Source organism: Thiorhodovibrio winogradskyi, from assembly GCF_036208045.1.
Lineage (GTDB): Bacteria > Pseudomonadota > Gammaproteobacteria > Chromatiales > Chromatiaceae > Thiorhodovibrio > Thiorhodovibrio winogradskyi.
In genome coordinates, this window is record NZ_CP121472.1 from 1 (window position 1) to 21,022 (window position 21,022).

The 21,022-nt window shown below is 50.1% G+C and carries 18 protein-coding genes and 1 tRNA gene; 7 read left to right on the top strand and 12 right to left on the bottom strand.

The window, feature by feature from the left end; all coding sequences use genetic code 11:
• The 4 genes from dnaA to gyrB all read left to right on the top strand — a co-directional run bounded on the left by dnaA (position 1) and on the right by gyrB (position 5,620).
• Positions 1–1,362 (top strand): chromosomal replication initiator protein DnaA, encoded by a 1,362-nt coding sequence (gene dnaA, locus Thiowin_RS00005; RefSeq protein ID WP_328985708.1) that lies wholly within the window; start codon positions 1–3, stop codon positions 1,360–1,362.
• 177 nt (positions 1,363–1,539) lie between these two features.
• Positions 1,540–2,649 carry a DNA polymerase III subunit beta gene (gene dnaN / locus Thiowin_RS00010; RefSeq protein WP_328985709.1) on the top strand — a complete coding sequence of 370 codons (1,110 nt, stop codon included), beginning with the start codon at positions 1,540–1,542 and terminating at the stop codon, positions 2,647–2,649.
• A gap of 65 nt (positions 2,650–2,714) precedes the next feature.
• Positions 2,715–3,185 (top strand): AAA family ATPase, encoded by a 471-nt coding sequence (locus Thiowin_RS25115; RefSeq protein WP_408034138.1) that lies wholly within the window; start codon positions 2,715–2,717, stop codon positions 3,183–3,185.
• 29 nt (positions 3,186–3,214) lie between these two features.
• Entirely contained in the window at positions 3,215–5,620 is a 2,406-nt protein-coding gene (gene gyrB, locus Thiowin_RS00015) for a DNA topoisomerase (ATP-hydrolyzing) subunit B (protein ID WP_328985710.1), read from the top strand.
• Positions 5,621–5,709: 89 nt separating this feature from the next.
• On the opposite strand, the gene parC is transcribed toward gyrB, so the two are convergent.
• The 7 genes from parC to Thiowin_RS00050 all read right to left on the bottom strand — a co-directional run bounded on the left by parC (position 5,710) and on the right by Thiowin_RS00050 (position 13,192).
• The gene (gene parC / locus Thiowin_RS00020; RefSeq protein ID WP_328985712.1) at positions 5,710–7,959 is read right to left on the bottom strand and encodes a DNA topoisomerase IV subunit A; all 2,250 of its coding nucleotides are present in this window, start codon (positions 7,957–7,959) and stop codon (positions 5,710–5,712) included.
• 118 nt (positions 7,960–8,077) lie between these two features.
• Positions 8,078–9,088 (bottom strand): thiamine-phosphate kinase, encoded by a 1,011-nt coding sequence (thiL, locus tag Thiowin_RS00025; protein WP_328985713.1) that lies wholly within the window; start codon positions 9,086–9,088, stop codon positions 8,078–8,080.
• Positions 9,085–9,576, bottom strand: a complete 492-nt coding sequence (gene nusB / locus Thiowin_RS00030) for a transcription antitermination factor NusB (protein WP_328985714.1) — start codon at positions 9,574–9,576, stop codon at positions 9,085–9,087. Before nusB ends, thiL begins: the two co-directional genes overlap by 4 nt.
• 50 nt (positions 9,577–9,626) lie before the next feature.
• The gene (gene ribH, locus Thiowin_RS00035) at positions 9,627–10,094 is read right to left on the bottom strand and encodes a 6,7-dimethyl-8-ribityllumazine synthase (protein ID WP_328985715.1); all 468 of its coding nucleotides are present in this window, start codon (positions 10,092–10,094) and stop codon (positions 9,627–9,629) included.
• A gap of 101 nt (positions 10,095–10,195) precedes the next feature.
• The gene (gene ribBA / locus Thiowin_RS00040) at positions 10,196–11,344 is read right to left on the bottom strand and encodes a bifunctional 3,4-dihydroxy-2-butanone-4-phosphate synthase/GTP cyclohydrolase II (protein ID WP_328985716.1); all 1,149 of its coding nucleotides are present in this window, start codon (positions 11,342–11,344) and stop codon (positions 10,196–10,198) included.
• 39 nt (positions 11,345–11,383) lie between these two features.
• Positions 11,384–12,040, bottom strand: a complete 657-nt coding sequence (locus tag Thiowin_RS00045) for a riboflavin synthase (protein WP_328985717.1) — start codon at positions 12,038–12,040, stop codon at positions 11,384–11,386.
• A 261-nt stretch (positions 12,041–12,301) separates the two neighbouring features.
• The gene (locus Thiowin_RS00050; protein WP_328985718.1) at positions 12,302–13,192 is read right to left on the bottom strand and encodes a phosphoribulokinase; all 891 of its coding nucleotides are present in this window, start codon (positions 13,190–13,192) and stop codon (positions 12,302–12,304) included.
• A gap of 286 nt (positions 13,193–13,478) precedes the next feature.
• Between Thiowin_RS00050 and Thiowin_RS00055 the strand changes: the two genes are divergently transcribed.
• Both Thiowin_RS00055 and Thiowin_RS00060 read left to right on the top strand, forming a co-directional pair.
• Positions 13,479–13,907: a secondary thiamine-phosphate synthase enzyme YjbQ gene (locus tag Thiowin_RS00055; protein ID WP_328985719.1), complete on the top strand. Its 429-nt coding sequence runs from the start codon at positions 13,479–13,481 to the stop codon at positions 13,905–13,907.
• A 3-nt stretch (positions 13,908–13,910) separates the two neighbouring features.
• The gene (locus Thiowin_RS00060) at positions 13,911–15,206 is read left to right on the top strand and encodes a RuBisCO large subunit C-terminal-like domain-containing protein (protein WP_328985720.1); all 1,296 of its coding nucleotides are present in this window, start codon (positions 13,911–13,913) and stop codon (positions 15,204–15,206) included.
• A gap of 95 nt (positions 15,207–15,301) precedes the next feature.
• Here the strand turns inward: Thiowin_RS00060 and Thiowin_RS00065 are convergent, their stop codons facing one another.
• From Thiowin_RS00065 to Thiowin_RS00085, 5 genes are all read right to left on the bottom strand, one after another.
• The gene (locus Thiowin_RS00065) at positions 15,302–15,574 is read right to left on the bottom strand and encodes an oxidative damage protection protein (RefSeq protein ID WP_328985721.1); all 273 of its coding nucleotides are present in this window, start codon (positions 15,572–15,574) and stop codon (positions 15,302–15,304) included.
• A 58-nt stretch (positions 15,575–15,632) separates the two neighbouring features.
• Positions 15,633–16,790, bottom strand: coding sequence for an A/G-specific adenine glycosylase (mutY, locus tag Thiowin_RS00070; protein WP_328985722.1), 1,158 nt, complete (start codon positions 16,788–16,790; stop codon positions 15,633–15,635).
• Between the two features lie 15 nt (positions 16,791–16,805).
• Entirely contained in the window at positions 16,806–18,404 is a 1,599-nt protein-coding gene (locus Thiowin_RS00075) for an AsmA family protein (protein WP_328985723.1), read from the bottom strand.
• Between the two features lie 74 nt (positions 18,405–18,478).
• Positions 18,479–18,552 (bottom strand) — tRNA-Gly (locus Thiowin_RS00080).
• Positions 18,553–18,777: 225 nt separating this feature from the next.
• Positions 18,778–20,598 carry an AMP-dependent synthetase/ligase gene (locus Thiowin_RS00085; protein WP_328985724.1) on the bottom strand — a complete coding sequence of 607 codons (1,821 nt, stop codon included), beginning with the start codon at positions 20,596–20,598 and terminating at the stop codon, positions 18,778–18,780.
• Between the two features lie 173 nt (positions 20,599–20,771).
• Between Thiowin_RS00085 and thiS the strand changes: the two genes are divergently transcribed.
• Positions 20,772–20,972, top strand: coding sequence for a sulfur carrier protein ThiS (gene thiS, locus Thiowin_RS00090; protein WP_328988169.1), 201 nt, complete (start codon positions 20,772–20,774; stop codon positions 20,970–20,972).
• Positions 20,973–21,022: the final 50 nt, after the last annotated feature.

Consider the following 21,022-nt stretch of genomic DNA (forward strand, 5'->3'; position numbering starts at 1 on the left):
TTGTCGAACGTCTGGAAGGATTGTGTCAACCAACTGAGAGAAACATTGAGTCCGCAGGAGTTTTCCACCTGGATTCTGCCATTGCAGGCCGGACTAGAAGGTACCTCGCTTCAACTCCTTGCGCCAAACCGGTTCGTACGCGATTGGGTAATTACCCATTATGGGGAAATTATTCTTGAACTGAGCAAATCTCTTAGTCACGGAGAAATAGAAAATGTTCAGTTTGAAATCGGCGCCCGGGGGGACGATCATTCAAGACCACATAACTCTGTTGGAGTACAGGCTCGCTCAAACCAAAAATCAAGCCCGGGGAAAAGTAGTCCGCTTGAAGAACGGAGGCGCTTGGCAAACTTGTCTGCTGAGTTTCGATTCGATACCTTTGTGGAAGGTAAATCAAATCAAATTGCGCGAGCTGCATCAATGCAAATTGCTTGTCATCCTGGAACTACTTATAACCCGCTTTATATTTATGGGGGAGTTGGCCTTGGAAAAACACATCTTATGCAGGCTGTAGGTAACACAATTCTTGAAAGGAATAGCGAGGCATCTATTGTTTACGTTCATTCAGAACGTTTTGTTTCAGATATGATTAAATGCCTTCAGCATAATCGAATGGATGACTTCAAGGCAAAATATCGGGCAGTCAATGCCCTTCTAATTGATGATGTGCAATTTTTTGCTGGCAAGGATCGTTCACAAGAAGAATTTTTTCATACCTTCAATGCTTTGTTTGAAACTGGTCAGCAAATTATTCTTTCCAGTGATCGGTTTCCAAAAGAAGTTAACGGCCTTGAGGAACGACTAAAATCTCGGTTTGGTTGGGGTTTAACCGTTGCAATTGAACCTCCTGATCTTGAAACGCGAGTGGCAATCCTTCAAAGTAAGGCGAATTTATTTGGTATCCATCTCCCGGAGGATGTCGCTTTTTTCGTAGCAAAACGTCTTCGTTCCAACGTTCGAGAACTTGAAGGGGCACTTCGGCGCTTAGGTGCGAACTCTAGCTTTACTGGTGTTCCAATAAATTTGGAATTCGCAAGATCCGCATTGCACGACATGCTTATTGCCCAGGATAAGCAAGTGACGATTAATAATATTCAAAAAATGGTAGCTGAATATTTCAAGATTAGAACTTCGGATTTACTCTCAGCCAAGCGCACTCGGTCCATTACCCGTCCACGACAGATTGCTATGGCACTGGCAAAAGAACTAACCAAAAACAGCCTACCTGAAATTGGTAAAGCATTTGGTGGGCGAGATCACAGCACAGTGATACATGCAGCTAAAAAAGTTCAGGAATTGAGAAGTCAAGATTCACTCTTTGACGAAGATTTTAAGAACCTGTTGAGAATTATGACATCATAGTTGTGGATAACTACGGTATAAAGTGAGGAATCAATTCATGCACATTTTATTCACAGTTTATTTGTTACTTCTTGCACGATGTTTTGAGGAGCTTAAAATATTGAAATTACGTATAATTCTTGATTAATATGAGATATGCCAAGGCATCTACTATAACTACTAGGTATTAATATTATTATGAAGATAGAAGTATATCGTGACCATCTGATTCCAGCTCTGATCAGCGTTGCCTCTGTAGTGGAACGGCGGCAAACCCTTCCAATTCTAAGTAATTTGCTGGTTAAGACTTTGGAAAATAGTTTAGTTTTGACGGCAACGGATCTGGAATTACAGATTTCATGCAATGTTGAGGGAACGATTGATGTGCCAGGTGCGATTACTTTGCCGGCAAAAAAACTTGCAGATATATGTAAAGCGCTTCCAGACAATAGTGTTATCAAGCTTGAAGTCGCTGATAAACGCGCAATAATACGTTGCGGACCTAGTCGTTTTATGTTAAGCACGATGCCTGCTGAAGATTATCCTGGACTGGAGGGAGATTCAGTCCATCAAAGTTTTGAAATTGATACAGAACTATTATGTAGGATGTTTGAGTGTACCAGTTTCGCAATGGCACATCAGGATGTACGTTATTATTTAAATGGTTTGTTGGTGCAAATTCATTCTGGGAAGCTTGTTTTGGTGGCTACTGATGGCCACAGATTGGCAAAATCAGAACTATTAATGCCGGCCTTGGATGCTTGGGAACAGGAGAAGCAATTGATATTCCCGGCTAAAACGGTTTCTGAACTAAAACGCATGCTAGGGGGAAAATTTGGAGCAACAACAATATTTGAAATTGGTGATCGTTCTGTTGTTATTCGAATTGGTAAAAATGTTTTAACTACCAAACTAATCGATGGTCGATATCCTGATTATGAACGCGTTATTCCATATTCACTTAAGTATACAACTACTATTGATAGAGAGACTCTCAGAAATGCTTTGACAAGAACCGCGGTTCTTTCTTATGAAAAGCAAAAAGGAGTTCGTATGACCTTTGCGGATGGATCTTTGAAGTTAGAGGTTAGCAATCCTGAGCATGAGGAGGCACAAGAAGATATACCGATTGTATTTAATGGTGATGATACAACCATAGGCTTCAATGTTAGTTATTGGCTCGATGTTTTAAATGCCATGACCGGGAATTTGGTAGAGGTTCGATTTTCAGATTCTGAAGTCAGTTCAATATTAGTTGACCCTGAATCAGATGGAGAACTTTATGTAGTAATGCCAATGCGGATTTAACCTATCAGGGGAAAATTTTTTTATTGATTTTGATGAACTTTTCTGTTGTTTGTCATGGTTGTTTCATGTGGCTTGAGATCCTTCAAGGTGAGGGGATTCGCAATTTAGCACCATTTAATATAGAGTCGAAAAAGGGAGTCAATCTTGTTCTTAGTAATAATGGGGCATGTAAGACAACCTTCCTTGAGGCAGTTTGTTTTTTAACCCATGGAGGAACTTTTCGAGGAAAAAAGTATGGACAGATGCTGAATACCAATGTAAGTGATAGGAAACGTGGTTTTACTTTTTTGGGGCCTGATCGATCTGATCTACAGATCTGGCATAAAAGTCATACTAAGCTGGTTCTCGAGGAGAAAAGGCTCACGTTTTTTTTACTGCATTGGATGATCCTGAGATTGAGTGCGATAAGGTGTTTCACGTGGAACAAGGTCGTATCCGTAGTGCTGATGGCAAGCTTTGACTTTGTGCACAATCATAAAAAATACTCGATGTTTGGCAGCGATTGCTGCGTTTTTAGCGTTATAATGTTTAATTAACTGGCCAACTTACTGACGTTTTAGACTCGATGGGTTACGATTCCACAAATATTCAGGTTCTTCGTGGACTGGATGCTGTTCGCAAGCGGCCCGGGATGTATATCGGTGACACTGATGATGGTACCGGACTACATCATATGGTTTTTGAAGTTGTTGACAATTCTATTGATGAGGCCTTGGCTGGATATTGCAATGAAATTAGAGTGATTGTGCATCCAGATGGATCTGTTTCTGTCACAGATAATGGACGAGGGATCCCGGTTGATATTCATACCGAGGAGAATCGTTCAGCGGCGGAAGTCATTATGACGGTGCTCCATGCAGGGGGTAAGTTTGATGATAATTCGTATAAAGTATCAGGAGGTTTGCATGGTGTAGGTGTATCTGTTGTCAATGCGCTTTCCGAGACTCTTGAGTTGCGGATATGGCGAGATGGGACACTCTATGGACAAAAGTATCATATGGGTGTGCCTGAACAGCCATTAACAGCAATTGACAAAGTAGAATCATCGGGTACTGAGATTCGCTTTAAACCTTCTAAGGAAGTGTTTTCTGACTGTGAGTTTCATTATGATATTTTGGCAAAGCGTCTACGTGAATTGTCGTTTTTAAATTCAGGTGTACGTATTCAGTTACGTGATGAGCGGGTCGACCGAGAAGATGTTTTTGAATATAAGGGTGGTATTAAAGCATTTGTTGAACATTTGAATCGTAATAAAACAGCGATTCATAGTTCGGTCATCTATTTCACAGATGAGAGAAATGATCATGTCGTTGAAATAGCTTTACAATGGAATGAAAGCTATCAAGAGACCATATTTTGCTACACTAATAATATTCCACAAAAGGACGGTGGTACCCATTTAGCTGGTTTCCGTGCTGGTTTAACACGTACGCTGAACCAATACATCGAACGAGAAACATTGGATAAGAATCAAAAATCTCGACCAATTGGAGATGATGCCCGTGAAGGACTCACGGCTGTTGTCTCAGTTAAGGTACCAGATCCAAAGTTTTCATCTCAAACAAAGGAAAAGCTTGTTTCTTCTGACGTTAAGCCAATTGTTGAAGCTTCTTTTAGTGAACACTTGAATATATTCCTTGAAGAGAATCCCACTGAAGCTAAAATAATTGCTAATAAGATGCTGGAGGCAGCACGTGCCCGTGAGGCAGCTCGAAAAGCACGTGATATGACACGTCGCAAAGGCGTTTTGGATGTAGCAGGTTTACCTGGAAAGCTTGCTGACTGTCAAGAAAAAGATCCAGCTGGATCAGAGCTCTTTATAGTCGAGGGTGATTCTGCTGGTGGATCTGCTAAACAAGGTCGAGATCGTGCTTTTCAGGCAATTCTCCCTTTAAAAGGAAAAATTCTAAACGTTGAGAAGGCAAGGTTCGACAAAATGTTATCTTCGGCCGAGGTGGGTACCTTGATTACTGCCTTGGGCTGCGGTATTGGTCGCCAGGAATACGATCCGGAGAAACTGCGTTATCACCGCATCATTGTGATGACCGATGCTGATGTTGATGGCGCGCATATAAGAACCTTGCTGTTGACGTTCTTTTATCGGCAAATGCCCGAATTAATCGAAAGAGGGCATATTTATATCGCACAACCACCTCTTTATAAAGTTAAGCGAGGAAAACAAGAGGATTATCTTTTAGATGATGTAGAGTTGAGTGTATCCTTGCTTCGTGCTGCCTTGGATAACACTAGACTATACCTTAGGGCTGATACTCCACCGATGTCCCCCATGGTCCTCGAAGAACTAACGAGGGAATTTCAAGTCTATCGTGCAATCATTGCTCGATTATCGAACCGTTACGATTCACTTTTCCTCGTTGAACTTTTAAATCTGCCTCGACTTACCTTGGATTCATGGAATGATGAAACGACTCTTAGACCATGGATTGAGTTATTGTCGGAGCGTTTAAGGCTTAATTGTGAGACATCGGTCGATTACCACGTGTCAATTCACAGCGATGGGAATATCGAGCAAACTGGCCTAGAAATAATTCGTTCGGTTCATGGTGTTCCAGAAAGTCGTATTGTTTCATTTGAGTTTTTCTTGTCAGCGGATTATTTAAAAATTGCTGCCTTAAGTGAAAAACTTGATGGTTTGGTGGGGCCAGGCGCGCGAGTCGAAAGGGGTGATCGGAGTACAGATATTTCCACATTTATCAGCGCTTACGACTGGCTATTTGGTGAAGCTAAACGCGGTTACCAAATTCAGCGGTACAAAGGTTTGGGAGAAATGAATCCAGGGCAGCTTTGGGAAACAACCATGGATCCTGAATGTCGTCGACTATTACGGGTAACAATTGAAGATGGAGTCGCTGCTGATCAGATTTTTACAACCCTGATGGGAGATCAGGTTGAGCCGCGAAGGGAATTTATAGAAAGAAATGCCCTTGAAGCGGGAAACATAGACGTCTGATTTTACTTAGCAATCATTATTATTATAATGTTTTAGTAAAACAAGACTAGTTCAGATTTACATCAGAATCCATAATTGCGTACATTTTGTTAATCGACGACTAAACGATCAACACGTCGAAAGCCGCGCGGTAGCAATGCACCGCGACGGCCACGCTCCCCTTGATAGTGCAATTGGTCTGATGGTTTAAGACGGAATTGCCGTTGGTTCGCTTCAATAATAAGAGTTTGATCATTCTGGACTACGGCAAGACCACTTACGCGCTCACCCTCGTTGTTTAGGTTAGGTGACGGGATAGTGATCATACGATTACCCTTTCCCTTAGCGAGCCCAGGTAAATGTGAAACTTTGAATATAAGTAAATGTCCAGAGTTAGTAGCAACGGCTATCCAAGCATTTTTGGCATTTAAAACTTGAACTGGTCTGAGAAGTTGGGCGCCATCTGGCAAATGGATAACTAATTTCCCTGATTTTGTCTTGGCGATTAGGTTTTCTGTCGAGCAGATAAATCCATAACCTTGGTCTGACGCCAAAACATAGTATATTTGAGGTTCTCCGCTTATAACCGCCTTAAATATTGCACCAGCTGGTGGTTCTAAACGTCCGGTCAATGGCTCTCCTTGCCCTCGTGCTGAAGGTAGGCTGTTTGCTGGTAATGAGTAGGCACGTCCAGTTGAATCAAGGAAAACAGCATTCTGTTGACTTCGCAAATGTGCTGCCATTGCAAAGCCATCTCCACTTTTGTATGTCAGTGCAAGGGGATCTATCTCATGGCCTTTGGCTGCTCTCACCCACCCTTTTTCTGAGAGTACGACAGTCAGGGGTTCGCTTGGCATGACTTCAATGTCTGTAAGTGCGGTGCCTGCATCTCTTTCTGCGATAGGTGAACGTCGCGAATCCCCAAATTTCTCAGCGTCTTGTGTGATTTCTTCAATAATCAATTGCGTCAACGCTTGCTGATTTCCAAGTAAGAGTGAGATCTCTGCTTGCTCTTTTTTGTGCTGATGTTCTTCAGCGCGGATATTAACTTCTTCGAGTCTAGCAAGTTGACGTAATCTGGTATTTAAAACGTAGTCTGTCTGTGCTTCGCTCAGGTTAAACCTATCCATGATGATAGGTTTTGGCTCATCTTCGTTGCGGATAATACGTATAACTTCATCAATGTTGAGAAGTGCGACCAGCAAACCCGCTAGCAAATGTAGGCGATCCTCAACTTTTGTAAGACGATGTGTGAGTCGGCGTCGGACTGTTCCTCTGCGGTATCTGAGCCACTCGTGCAAGATCTCGAGAAGGCCCATGACATGAGGTCGTCCGTCAAGGGCAATTAAATTCATATTGACGCGATAGCTTTTCTCAAGTTCTGTTGTCGCAAAAAGATGTGACATCAGCCGTTCAAGGTCGACGCGATTCGATCTAGGACTGATGACTATTCTGGTCGCGCATTGATGGTCGGATTCATCACGAAGATCTTCGACCATGGGGAGTTTTTTCGCCTGCATTTGTGCTGCAATCTGTTCCATGATTCGGTTTCCGGATACCTGGTGTGGCAAAGCAGAAATAACAATGTCTCCTTGTTCTATTGAGTAGCGGGCACGCTGTCTGATGGAGCCGATTCCGCATTCATAAATGCGCTTGAGTTCATTGGATGAACTAACAATTTCCGCTCCTGTCGGATAATCAGGAGCGGGCACTAGTGACATGATGTCATCTAGTGCGGCCTTTGGGTGTTTAAGTATATGAATACAGGCACTTGCGACTTCGCGCAAATTGTGTGGTGGGATATCAGTCGCCATACCAACTGCGATGCCAGATCCACCATTTAAAAGTAGGTTTGGCAAACGAGCGGGCAGTTGGGAGGGTTCTTCAAGGGTGCCATCAAAGTTTGGCTGCCAGTTTACGGTTCCCTGTGCAACCTCGGAAAGAAGCAACTCTGCATAGGCCGCTAAACGGGCCTCGGTATACCGCATTGCAGCAAAGGACTTGGGATCATCAGGTGCGCCCCAGTTTCCTTGACCATCTATGAGAGGATAACGGTAGCTAAAGTCTTGTGCCATTAAGACCATGGCTTCGTAGCAGGCGCTATCACCGTGAGGATGGAACTTACCAAGGACGTCGCCAACTGTGCGTGCTGATTTCTTAAACTTGGAACTAGCAGCAAGTCCAAGTTCTGACATTGCGTATAGAATACGCCTTTGCACAGGTTTAAGTCCGTCAGCTAACTGCGGTAAAGCCCGGTCAAGAATAACGTACATGGAATAGTCTAGATAGGCCTTCTCACTGAACAGATGCAGAGCAAGTTGCTCAAGGCCTTCGGAGTTTTCAGTCAGCATTTCACTCATTAGGATGTGCTAGAAAATGTATTAGATAAGAGGGATATAGCCCCAAAGAGGTAATTGATTTCCGGGGTTTGCGTGATCAAAATCCTGGCGTCAATTGCAAGGAACAATTAGAGTTTAGTCAATGACTGGAAAAGTGATCGAACCCTGGTGTCGCGGCTATTTTATTGCCTGCAGTTATGACTTTTCCGTTTGATTGTTTTAGTCGTATGCCAGTTGTTTCGGTGATATGGCCAATGACTGTGGCCTGACAGCAAGACTCATGGGCTGACTTCTGAACTTTTTGTAAATGAACCTCAGGGATTGTGAAACAAAGTTCATAATCATCTCCAGAGCAGAGCGGGATTGTCCAATCAAATTCCTGATTGACAACTGCAGAAACCTGTGAGCTGAGCGGTATATGGGCTAATTCGATATTTGCGCCACAAGCACTTTGGGTCAGGAGATGGCCGAGGTCAGCCACGAGTCCATCAGAGATATCAATGGCAGCGCTTGCTATACCAGGCAAAGAGCAGCCAAATTGGACACGAGGTTGTGGCCATTCAAGTCGCTGGCGAAGTTCCGGGTCTAAGTCTGTGGCAATAATATTTTGTTTTTTACATGCGAGTAGGTGTCGCAGTGCAAGACCTGCATCACCGAGTACTCCAGTGACAAGAATTAGATCTCCCGGTTTTGCACCAGAACGGCGTACTGCCATACCTGTGCGAACCAGACCCATGACTTGAATGGATATTGTCAGTGGACCGCGGGTCAGGTCTCCACCTACGACGCGTAAGCCGTGTTTTAAGGAAAGCTCATGGATTCCTGTTGCAAAGGATTTTAACCAGATTGAATCTGACTCTGGTAAGGTCAATGCCAGTGTGGCCCAGGCTGGCATAGCACCAACGGCAGCTAGATCACTGAGACCTACTGCGAGTGATTTATGTCCTAACGCCTGTGGGTTGCAGTCAGGGAAGAAATGAACGCCACTAACTAATGTATCAATGCTAAAGGCGAGCTCGTATCCTGGTGGAATTGCAGTCAGCGCACAATCGTCCCCGATATCCAGTACCACATCTTGGCGGGTGGCGCCCAATCCTGTCAGGTAGTCATGGATCAGAGAGAACTCGCTCAATGATGCGTTATTGCTCAAGATTGTTTGGACCTTTCCTCTTCATTTGACCGATGGCGCGCGAGTTTATCGAGAACACCATTGACAAACTTGTGTCCTTTTTCGGCACCAAAGGTTTTCGCTAAATCAATCGCCTCGTCTAGGATTACAGGGCTAGGCAACTGTGGACTATGCTGTAGTTCAAAGGCGGCAAGCCGCAGGATCGCACGTTCAACCGGATCGACGCTTGACAGTGATCGATCAAGGAAGGGTCGCAAGCTATCATCAAGCTCATCGATCTGTTCCGTGACTCCACGGAAGAGTTGATCGAATAGTTGAAGATCGAAACCCCCACCTGTAGGTAGTGCTTGATCTTCAGTACGATCTGCCAATCCTCTCGCAATCGCATCCATCCACGCTGGATCATCATAAAAATTTCGCGCGATCTCAGCTGCGGTATGTTTACCAAATTGCCATTGATAAAGTGCTAAAAGCGCGTAATGACGCGCTCGACTGCGTGGACCGGACATGTATTATTTACCAGAGCGCTAAGGAATACGCCGATGAATGAATCTACAGCTTAGCTGATCTGTGTTAGCAGGTTAGCCATTTCTAGAGCAGAGAGCGCGGCCTCAGCTCCCTTGTTACCTGCTTTTGTTCCAGCACGCTCAATTGCTTGCTCAATGGTGTCTGTCGTGAGTACGCCAAAACCAATTGGAACACCATGGCTGAGACTCACTTGGGCGATCCCTTTGACACATTCCCCTGCAACAAAGTCAAAATGAGGTGTACCGCCGCGTATGACGGCACCAAGGGCAATGATGGCGTCGTGATCATGTTGTTTGGCGATTTTGTCAATGATAAGGGGTATCTCGAATGAGCCTGGAACTCGGATAATTGTAATGTTTTGTTCCTCAACGCCGTGGCGAGTCAATGCATCCAAGGCACCGCGTTCAAGATGATCGACGATAAAACTGTTCCAACGGGATACAACCAGGCAAAAACGAACTGAGCCAGGTCGAAAGCCACCTTCGTGTGTTTTGATCATGGTGAATTAGCTGATACCGAGAAAAATAAATGATTAGACCAGGCTTAAAGGTAGTAGGGCTCTAAGGATGGTCAGTGTATTAGGGAGGGCCTATACATCAGTTATGACTGAACTGAATGGCTGTTTGCAAGGTTATCATCGCCACCTACGTATTCAACGACTTCCAAATCAAACCCAGAGATTCCGTGCAGTGCCTTTGGTGCGCTCATTACTCGCATCTGGCGGACACCGAGGTCAGCAAGGATTTGAGCGCCGATGCCATAAGTACGAAGTTCATTTTGATCACTGCGATGTGATAGTACTTCTTCGGTTTCCTTTGACGCCATCATTTGGCGCATCTTGGCAAGAATGTCTTCGCTACTGTCACGGTTACGAAGCACGACTATCACACCTTCCCCTTGAGTGACGATTTGGCGCATGACATCCCCAAGCGGCCAGCCACAGCCTGGATGAGAGCCTGCAAATAGATCGCAAAGGCTATTTTGGAGATGCACTCGAACAAGAGTTGGACGTTCCTTTGAGATGTTCCCGTATGTGAGCGCGAGATGAAGTCCGTCATCTATGGTATCGCGATAGGTTGTGAGCTGAAATGTACCAAACTTCGTGGGTAGTTGGCAGCGGTCAAGGCGCACCACAGCTTTTTCGTTTGCGACGCGATAATGGATTAAATCGGCAATTGTGCCAATTTTGAGTCCATGCTTTTTAGCGAAGCTCTCCAAGTCAGGCCGTCGTGCCATGGATCCGTCGTCGTTAAGGATCTCCACAATCACTGCTGCAGGCTCGAAACCTGCCAAACGGGCAAGATCACAACCAGCTTCAGTGTGACCAGCACGAACTAAGACACCTCCTGGTTGAGCAATCAGCGGGAAAACATGACCGGGCTGTACTAGATCAGTGGGGCGAGCGTTAGGTGAAACAGCGGCCTGAATGGTCCGAGCACGGTCAGCCGCAGAGATGCCGGTAGTAACCCCCTCAGCGGCTTCGATCGAGACTGTAAAAGCAGTGGAATATGGGGCATGGTTTTTGTCGACCATCAGCGGCAGTCGAAGGCGTTCTGATCGTTCTTTGCTCAAAGTTAGGCAGATCAGGCCGCGTCCATATTTTGCCATGAAATTGATGGCCTCTGGGGTGACGCATGACGCTGCTAAAAGGATGTCGCCTTCGTTCTCGCGGTCTTCATCGTCCATGATGATAACCATGTTCCCCTTGCGTAAATCCTCGATAATGTCTTCGGTGGAATTATGAGTCATGTACAGGTGGCAGTATTGAAAGAGATGGAATCATTGACGTCATAGAAAACCATGGCGAGCAAGAAGTTCCTTGCTTACCGAGGCATATTCATCGCTTTTACTTGGTTTCCCAATTATCAGCCGTTCAAGATAACGCGCTATTAAATCAACCTCAATATTGACGCGTGTGGTGCTTCGATAGTTTTGGATATTTGTTACTACTCGTGTATGGGGTACTACATTCAAATAGAATAGGCTTCCAGTGATGTCGTTGACCGTAAGACTGATTCCATCAACTGCTATGGAGCCTTTACAGGAAATATAGCGGGTGAGTTCGTTTGGGACTTCAATGCTTAATTGAAGTGAGCGAGCTTCCTCGCGTATGTCTAGCACAGTGCCGATGCCGTCGACATGTCCACTTACCAAGTGACCTCCGAGGGGAGTTGCGAGCGTCAGAGCGCTCTCAAGATTCACCAAAGTTCCTGGTCTGATCTCTGCGAGGGTGGTCAGCGATAAGGTTTCACGTGAAACATCGGCACTAAAACCGTCAGGAAGAAAACCCACTACTGTCAGGCAAACACCGTTGACGGCGATACTGTCGCCAATCTTGGCCAGCTGTAAATCGAATTCAGGACATTGAATTGATAAGCGAGCGTCGGACCCGAACCTTTTAATTTGGGCAACATGCCCCGCAGCCTGGATAATGCCAGTAAACACTCAGTAGATTTCCCTTAAGAAGCGCATCTTCTGGGAAGTTCCATGCCAGTGGAGATGCCGAAAACGCGGTGAGTTGAAGGTCGAAGTAAGTTGCAAGGATTCAGTGGATATCGAGTTTCACACCCCAGAGAGCGATTTTAGATTCTCTTTCATCCACTTTCGATGAGAAACTCAATGGGGCGGAAATTCCGCCCCAGAAGTTTATGTCACGAACATCGTCTTTACCCGTGCTTATCAACCAGACCGAGCATGAAAACGATACTAAACATTACGCGAATCCATCATGCGCTCGATGATTGGCTGTAGGACCACCTCCATCGCAAAGCCCATCTTGCCCCCCGGCACCACCATGGTATTGCGACGACTCATGAATGAGTCGTGTATCATGCTGAGTAGGTACGGAAAATCGATATTGAGTTTTTCGGGCTCGCGAAAGCGAATAATCACAAAGCTCTCATCAGGCAAAGGAATATCGCGGGCAATAAAAGGATTGGAAGTGTCAACAGTCGGGACTCTCTGGAAATTGATGTCCGTCAAGGAAAACTGAGGAGTAATGTGACGAATATAGTCGGGCATTCGCCGCATGATGGTATCGACGATAGCTTCCGCCGAGTAGCCGCGCTCAAGATTATCGCGGTGGATTTTCTGAATCCATTCCAGGTTGACGATAGGGACGACGCCAACACCTAAATCGACATGCTGGGCAACATTGTCCTCTTCGGAGACAACGAGTCCATGAAGGCCCTCATAAAAAAGAACATCAGTCCCCTCTTCAAGGTCTTCCCAGGGCGTAAATTCTCCAGGTTTTAAGTCAGTTCCAAGCCGTTGATTATGCTCGGCCGCTTCCCCCTCACTATGAAGATAATAGCGACGTTTGCCCTTGCCGGTGTCTCCATAGGTCTGAAAAAGGTCAGCAAGCGAGTCAAAACGGTTTGCTTCCGGTCCAAAGTGGCTTAAATTTCGGTGAACTTCCGCAGCCTTGGCCATTTCGCTTTTCATCTCCACCCGGTTGTAGCGATGAAAGCTGTCGCCCTCGATAACGGCGGCTTTGATACCGTCGCGGTAGAAAATGTGCTCGAATGCGCGTTTAACAGTGGTTGTGCCGGCGCCAGATGAGCCCGTGACAGCGACAATTGGATGCTTTTTCGACATAGTTGACTCCCGTCGTTGTGCTAGTTCCAAATCAGGAAGGTGAATCGGTGCGCGCCCAGATGGTTGAGGCGTCGCGTTGGCACGGACCAGCGCCCGAACCCCTGACTATATCATGAGAGACTCATATTGAGCCTGATGTTATAAAACGTGCAGAAATCGGGAGATGCGTCTGGCATGCTCAAGCCGACCTCAGGTGAAGCCGGAAACCACAATGAGTTGGCTCTAACTGCAGGCCCTGGGGTCGGCGAAGACAGTCTAAGAGATGGAATCCGGAGGATGACAGCGAATGAAAATGGTAGTGGTTGAACTCAGGCTTGCGACACAGCAACCGATCGAGATAATTGATATTACCGAGCAGGTGCGCAAGCACTGCAGGGATTCCGGCATTCGCTCTGGACTGGCGACACTCATTTCCCGGCACACCACAGCCTACGTCAACTTTAACGAGCGCGAACCACAACTCCAACTAGACATGTTGACCTTCCTCAAGCGCTTAGTCCCGCGCGATGGTGACTACCGCCATAACCTTGCCCCGGTTGATGGTCGAGACAATGCGCACGCACACTTGCTCGGGTTGTTTATGAATGCCTCGGAGAGCATCCCGATCGAGGATGGGGCACTGTTGCTTGGTGAATGGCAGTCCATATTCTTTGTCGAGCTCGATGGTCCGCGCACATCGCGCGCCCTGACACTCCAGTTTCTCGGTGAGGGTTAAGCGATGAAAGCAGTCGACGCTCGTGGTTTTTTTTCTTCGGCCAATGCTCTTGAGTTCGAGGACTATCTGCTACTGGACTACGTCTTCGAGTGCCAAGGCGATCCAGAGTTGGCTGCAGCCCATCTTTGCAGCGAACAATCCACGGCGCAATGGAAGCGAGTGAATGTCAGCGAGGACTACCGGCCTCGCTTTGCCGCGAAAGTCTTGTCACTCGACACTCAAGCTTGTCCTTCAGGATTTTCAAGCCCAGTTGTAGAGCTTGGAGATGGCGAGGTTTATCGCTGTAAGGTTCGCATCGCCCACCCTCATGCCAATTTTGGTCCGCGCTTGCCCAACTTGCTCAGTGCGGTACTGGGTGAAGGTGCATTTTTCGCGCCCGGCATCCCCCTGATCAAGCTGCTCGATATTCAGTTCCCGGACTCCTTTCTGAGCGCATTTCAAGGACCGCGCTTCGGCATTCAGGGCCTACGTGAGCGCCTCCAGGTTGAGAATCGACCCATTTTTTTTGGTGTGATCAAGCCAAATATTGGTCTTCCTCCTGAACCTTTCGCCGAGCTTGGTTATCAAGCCTGGACTGGAGGTCTCGACATTGCCAAGGACGATGAAATGCTGGCTGATGTCCAATGGTCACCGCTAGCAGAGCGGGCCCGCCTGCTAGGCGCCGCGCGTATGCGTGCCGAGCAGGAAACTGGCGTGCCGAAAATCTATTTGGCCAATATCACCGATGAATTGGATCGTTTGATCGATCTGCACGATACCGCGGTCGCCGCCGGTGCTGGAGCGGTCATGCTGAATGCCTGGCCCATGGGTTTGAGTGCCGCGCGCATGCTGAGCGCTTACACCAAGGTGCCAATGGTGGCGCATTTCCCTGTCATTGCGGGTATGAGTCGGCTGCCGTTTTTTGGTGTGCATACCCGCGTCATGACCAAGCTACAACGCCTTGCTGGCTTTGATGTCATCATCATGCCGGGATTTGGTGCGCGCATGATGACCCCGGCAGCAGAGGTTCAAGCTTGTATCGATGCTTGTCTTGATCCAACCTTCGGCAACATTAAACCCAGTTTGCCGGTTCCTGGTGGCAGCGATTCGGCTGCTACGCTTGAGGCTGTCTATAACCTGGTAGGCAGTGCGGATTTCGGTTTTGTGCCTGGTCGAGGTGTTTTCAGCCACCCACAAGGTCCAGCGGCAGGAGCAAGAAGCCTGCACCAGGCCTGGGCGGCCATTTCCGCCGGGGTGCCGATGGCGGAAGCTGCCAAGGATCGACCGGAGTTGAAAGCGGCTCTCGAGACCTTCGGTTGAGCAAATTTATCCAAGATTGCCAAGATATAACTAGCGCCCTGGTTGCGTGGATCTGGATAAAACCTTTTTGTATCAGTGCCTTGATATGAAACCAATCAGTTTTTGGGTGGTACGTATCCCTCTGGCACCTCGGCGCCCTCGCCAAAGAAATATTGCTCCATCTGATCCTCGAGAAATTTTCGTGCCTTGGGGTCCATCGGGCTCAGGCGATTTTCGTTGATGAGCATCGTTTGATGCTTTAGCCAATCGCCCCAGGCGGGCTTGGATACTTGCTCGAAGATCCGCTCACCAAGCGGGCCAGGATAGGGTAGGCGCTCAAGGCCCTCGGCTTCATGTCCGAGTTTGATGCATTTGACCATGCGGGACATAGGACGTCTCCATGTACACTAAGTAATTGATAGAAAAGAATTTCTCTGGAATGAGGTTCTAAGCTGGCCTGTGGGAACAACAGTCCAGGAGTTGATTCTTGGATGCTTTAGCCATGGCCAGTAACTCCAGCAAGATCGCCTTGACGGGCGCGGGGACAGCCATGGTGGAAGCGCGCTTCAGCGCCACCCAGAGATGCCGGTCGCTATCTCGAAGCTGACTTATTGCTGACTTGAGCAAGAGTCGTTCAGGATAAATGTCCAAGTGAAAGTGGGAAAATGAATGCTGCCTGTCTGGCAGCTTTTCAACCCGAGGCGCCGTCTGGTAAAGATGCAACTCGCACCAATGCGCGCTGCTTTCCTGCAGCGAAACCTCGGGGAAAGTCCAGAGCCCACCCCAGAGTCCGCTTGGCGGTCGTTGCTCAAGCAAAATTCTGCCATCGGGGTCTTGCACTAGGAGCCAGCGAGTCGCGCGTCTAGGCAAGGGTCGTTTGGGTTTGGGTTGGGGATACTGGTGAATGCTGTTCGTCATGAGAGCCAGGCAATGCCGGCTGAGCGGGCAATGGTTGCAATCCGGCGCGGCTCGAGTGCAGACAGTGGCACCCAGGTCCATCATCGCTTGATTGTAGGTGCCTGGCCAATTCGGATGCTTAAGGTGCAGCTCCTGCAAACCAGCTCGGGCGGCAGCGGATAAAAGCTCATCGGCCAAAGCCCACAGGTGCTTTTGTATCCGGCTCTCCCCGGGCCAGCCCGCAACCGCGAAACAGCGTGCCAGCACTCGTTTGACATTGCCATCAAGGATTGCATGAGCCTGCCCGTAGGCAAGCGAGAGAATGGCGCCCGCCGTGGAACGCCCGATGCCTGGCAGTGCGATCAGCCACTCAAGCTGCTCGGGCAATTCGCCGCCATGCTGTTCAAGAACGATCCTGGCGGAGCGGTGCAGATTGCGTGCCCGAGCATAGTAACCAAGCCCGGACCAGTGTTGCAGCACCTCATCTTCAGTGGCTGTCGCGAGCGCGCCGAGATTGGGAAAGCACCCAATAAAGCGCTCGAAATACGGAATAACAACAGCAACCTGCGTCTGTTGCAGCATGATCTCGGAGACCCAGACCCGATACGGCGTGGGCGCGAGTTGCCAGGGAAGATCCTTACGTCCATGACAGGCAAACCATTGCAGCACGCAGTCTGCGAAGGCATCAGGCAACCAAGCCTGGTTCATGGCGCCATTCCTGGCCTAATTGGTGCCAAGTAGTTTACGCAGACCTTGCTCCAGCCCCTTGATGCCGGTGCGCTCCTCAAGCGCGCGGAGCTTGTCCTGGTGCTGGTCTGCCTTGCGCTTGAGAGCGCGAGCGGCGGCCTCGCGCAGAGCCGGCCTCGGGTCGATGCGAACCCGCGGCGTCTGCCAGGCGCCCTGAATGCGAACAGGCATCGGCAGTCCATTAAGCTCAGCGATGGTCTCGCCATTTGGGTTGTCCTGCACTATGGCGGTCAAATCAAAATCGACATTCTCTGCTGGCAGTTCCACCAGACCCGTGCCGGTGACCAATACCCCGGGTAAGCGGGCAATCACATCCTGGCTGCGAAAGCGGCCCAAATCCCCATGAAAGCTGGCGCTGATCTCACGAAAGGCATGGAGCCGTGGCAATTCAAGTCCAGCCGCCTTGAGACCCGGCCCAGTCGCTGCAAGCATGTCGGTGAAGGAAAGCCCTTGTGGTTGGACATCGCGCAAGAGCACAGCGGCCTCGCCGGCAAGACTTTCGCTGATGCCCTCCCAATTGCCACCACTGGCGCTCAGCTCAAGCGCGATCTTGGCCACACCGCTGGCTGACAGCTTGGCCTGCAGATCGCTCAGGATGGGGCCAATCTGCAAGCTTTCACCTTGCGCCGATAGCTGGAACCTGGGCGCCCCGCGATCACCAGGTCTTACCTTAAGCTGACCGTCAACTCGCCCGCCATAAAATTTTGGTAATGAAAAAAATATATTGGTCGAAAAAGGCTGATCCGCGAAAGCCTGGGTGTCGAGTTGAAAGTCAATACCAGCGGCAAAGGAGCCCATGCCCTCCTTGCTGATGAGCCTCTGCCCGGCAGAGGTTGGCGCACGCTCAAGGCTTTCCAGCCAGGCGTGCAGATCCAGTGCGTCCACGGCCAGGTGCCCGGATGCCATGAGCGCTTCTTCCGTGAGATTGGCATGGATGTCGCCGCCAAAGCGCAAACCTTGGATAAGCAGCTGCAGATTGCCAAGGCTCAGTGAGCGGGCATTCTCCTGGGTGCTCAGATCCGCGGTCAGTTCGGCTGCTGGCCAATGCCAGCTCTGATCCTTCCGACTCCAGGTGATAGGCCCAAGTCCGAGGCGCATATCCGGAAGTTCGAGACCTTCCGCGGTGGCCAGTGGCAGGCGCGCGGAGCCAAGCTGCAGGTCCACCTTGGCCAGGTCAAAGGTGAGCGGAACCGGATTGACCTGGGAGGTGGCGTCCGAGCTCTTGGTGAAGGCGCCACTGAGGTGCCAGGCCTGAATACGTGCGGGCCGCGGCTGGCCAGTGAACAGGGAATTCCAGCGGTATGTGATCACCACTTCCTCGGCATGTAGAGGAGGCCGCTCGCGCGCCAGCATTACAACTTGCCACAGGTGGATTTGAGGCTGGGGTAGCCAGTGGACTCGCGGGCCCCCGCCGATGCGCCAGTGCGAGCTGGTTGCATCCTCAACCTGAGCCCTCAGCAGATCACGGACCCGCGGACGGTCCAGCAAAGAATCGCCCGCGACAATGACAAAAAGCCCGAGTCCGGCAAAGATCATGAAGAACCACAGCAAGCCCGTTGTCAGAGGCCGCATCATCGCTCTACATGACCTTGATCATCGCGGGAAGAGAGCATCGGGGGAGAAAGCAGGAGATCAAGAGAGGCGGGAAGTGGAGCGGGCGATGGGAATCGAACCCACATTGGAGGCTTGGGAAGCCCCTGTTCTACCATTGAACTACGCCCGCGATAAGAATGGGTGTTGCCGCTGTTAACCGTCCGCCCAAGCCAAACTGAGGGCGCAAGCTAGAGGTCATGCATGCCTTGCTTGCCAACTGACCCAGCTTCAAGGACTCGGGTTGGCATCACCTGGGCCGATTGTAGGTCCGCGCGAGCGGATCGGCAAGACGCGATCACGCTCGGGCAAGAGAACGCCAAAGAAACCAAGAATCGCCCATGCACGGAGGTCTCATTCAGCCATCCAGGGCATACATGCGCTCAATGGCGTTACGGTGCTGGTGGACAACCTGATGTCGCTTGACCTTCATCGTTGGGGTCAGCAAACCGTTGTCGATCGACCAAGGCTCAAGCACCAGGGTGACGCGGCGAATTTTTGCATATCCGGGAAAGTCCGCCAGCGCCTCGCGGACGCGCGCCAGCATGGTCTTGATCAAGCCTTGATCCTGAAGGCTCGTCGGATCCCGCGGGTCAAGTTGATGCTCGCGCGCCAGGCTCGGCCAGAGCTCGGTATTGAGCACCAGTAGGGCGCTCAGAAAGGGTTTGCCCTCGCCCAGAACCATGGCCTGTTCGAACAGAGGATCGAGCCCGATGGCCATCTCCATATCCGCCGGCGGCACCTTCTCGCCATTGGAGAGCACCAGAATGTCCTTCAGCCGCCCGGTGATCTGAAGATGGCGGCCGATGAGTCGCGCCTGATCCCCAGTGCGGAACCAACCGTCCTCGCCCAGGACCTGGGCGGTGGCGGCCGGGTTGTTCCAGTACCCGCGCATGACCCCGGGGCCGCTGACCTGAAGCTCGTCCTGCTCGCCAATGCGCACCAGCACGCCCCGCAGCGGAATGCCAACGGTCTCCGGCTGATTATCCTCAAGCGGATTGACACTGACCACCGGGCTAGTTTCGGTCAGACCATAGCCCTGAATCAAGGGCAATCCCAGGCTAATAAACATCCGCGCCACATCCAGCGGCAGGGGTGCGCCGCCGCTCACGGCTGCCCGAATACGTCCGCCAAGGCGTTCGAGCACCTTGTTTGCGATGAGACGCTTGAGCATGGGCCAGAGCAGCAGCAGAGGATGCCAACGCCGCCGTCCTTGAGTATGCTCGAAGGCGATCCAACCAATGCGCGTGGCCAGACCAAACAGCCAGCGTGCCGGAGCTGGGCGATGCTGAATTTGTTCCCGCAGACGCTGGTAGACGCGCTCGAACACTCGGGGTACGGCGATGATCACCGTCGGGCGAACGTTTTTAAGATCATCGGCGAGTTGGCCGACCGAGCGCGCGTAGGCCAGGGTGGCGCCGGCCATCATGGGCAGGTAATAGCTGGCCGTGCGCTCTAGCATATGCGACAAGGGCAGGAAGGACAGAAAAACGTCTTCCCGATAGACATCCAGTAGCGCCACGGCCCCATGCACGTTGCTCAGAATATTGCCGTGCGTCAGCATGACGCCTTTGGGCTTGCCGGTGGTGCCAGAGGTGTAAACGATGCTGGCCAACTCATCGGAGTCGGCGGTGCGCTGCCGCCAAGTCGCGCCCTGGCTCGGCAGCCAGTCGCGAGCCGCCACCACCCGAGGCTCTCCGGCAGCCAGTGAGGGGGTGTCTTTAGGAGTATCAAGCAGCACCACTGTCGCCGGCCAGGGTTGATCGCTCATCACCTCGGCCAGGCGGTTCCAGCGATTCGCATCCTGCACCAGCAAGGCCTTGGCAGCTGTTTCGCGCAGGATGTAGGCGGCATTCTCGGCGCGGTCGTCCGTATACAAGGGCACTGTTACCAACCCAAGCGAAAGTGCCGCTTGATCGAACATGACCCATTCCGGACAATTGCGCAACAACAGAGCGACACGATCTCCAGGCTCAAGCCCCTCGCCGGCTAATGCGTCGCGCCAGCGTGCGACCTGCGTGCAAATCTCGACCCAGGTGAGAGATCGCCAGGCGCTGCTGGAGCGATCGAACCAGCGGTACGCCTCGTGCTCCGGGGAACGGCTTACCCGCTGCAGAAAAAGCCCGTCGAGCGTGACTGCCTGTTCAAGCGGAATCAGATCTTTTGACCATCGCTCCATGAGCTACTCCCGGCTTGTTGATCAGGGATCTTGATGAGGGATCCTTGTTGATTAGGGAGATGGCTGCGACACGGTCAGGATGGCACAAGCGCAGCGGCTTTCCAAAACGGATCTTAAGGCGATTAACGCCGGTGATCCAGGGCAAAACAATAGCAAACACAAGGAAATTGGCGATGCAGATCTTTCTAAATGGTGAAACCCTTGACCTCAATCCTGGTGCCACGGTGCTGGATCTGATTCACCAACAAGGACTCGCCAAACAGCGCCTGGCGGTCGAAGTCAACCAACATCTCGTCCCCCGAAGCCAGTTCGCGGCAAGTCCACTTGCACCGGGCGACCGTGTAGAAATCATTCACGCGGTTGGCGGCGGCTAAGAGTTCCAGTCAGGATTTGGGTTCCATTTGGGACTCCCTGGGGCAAGCCT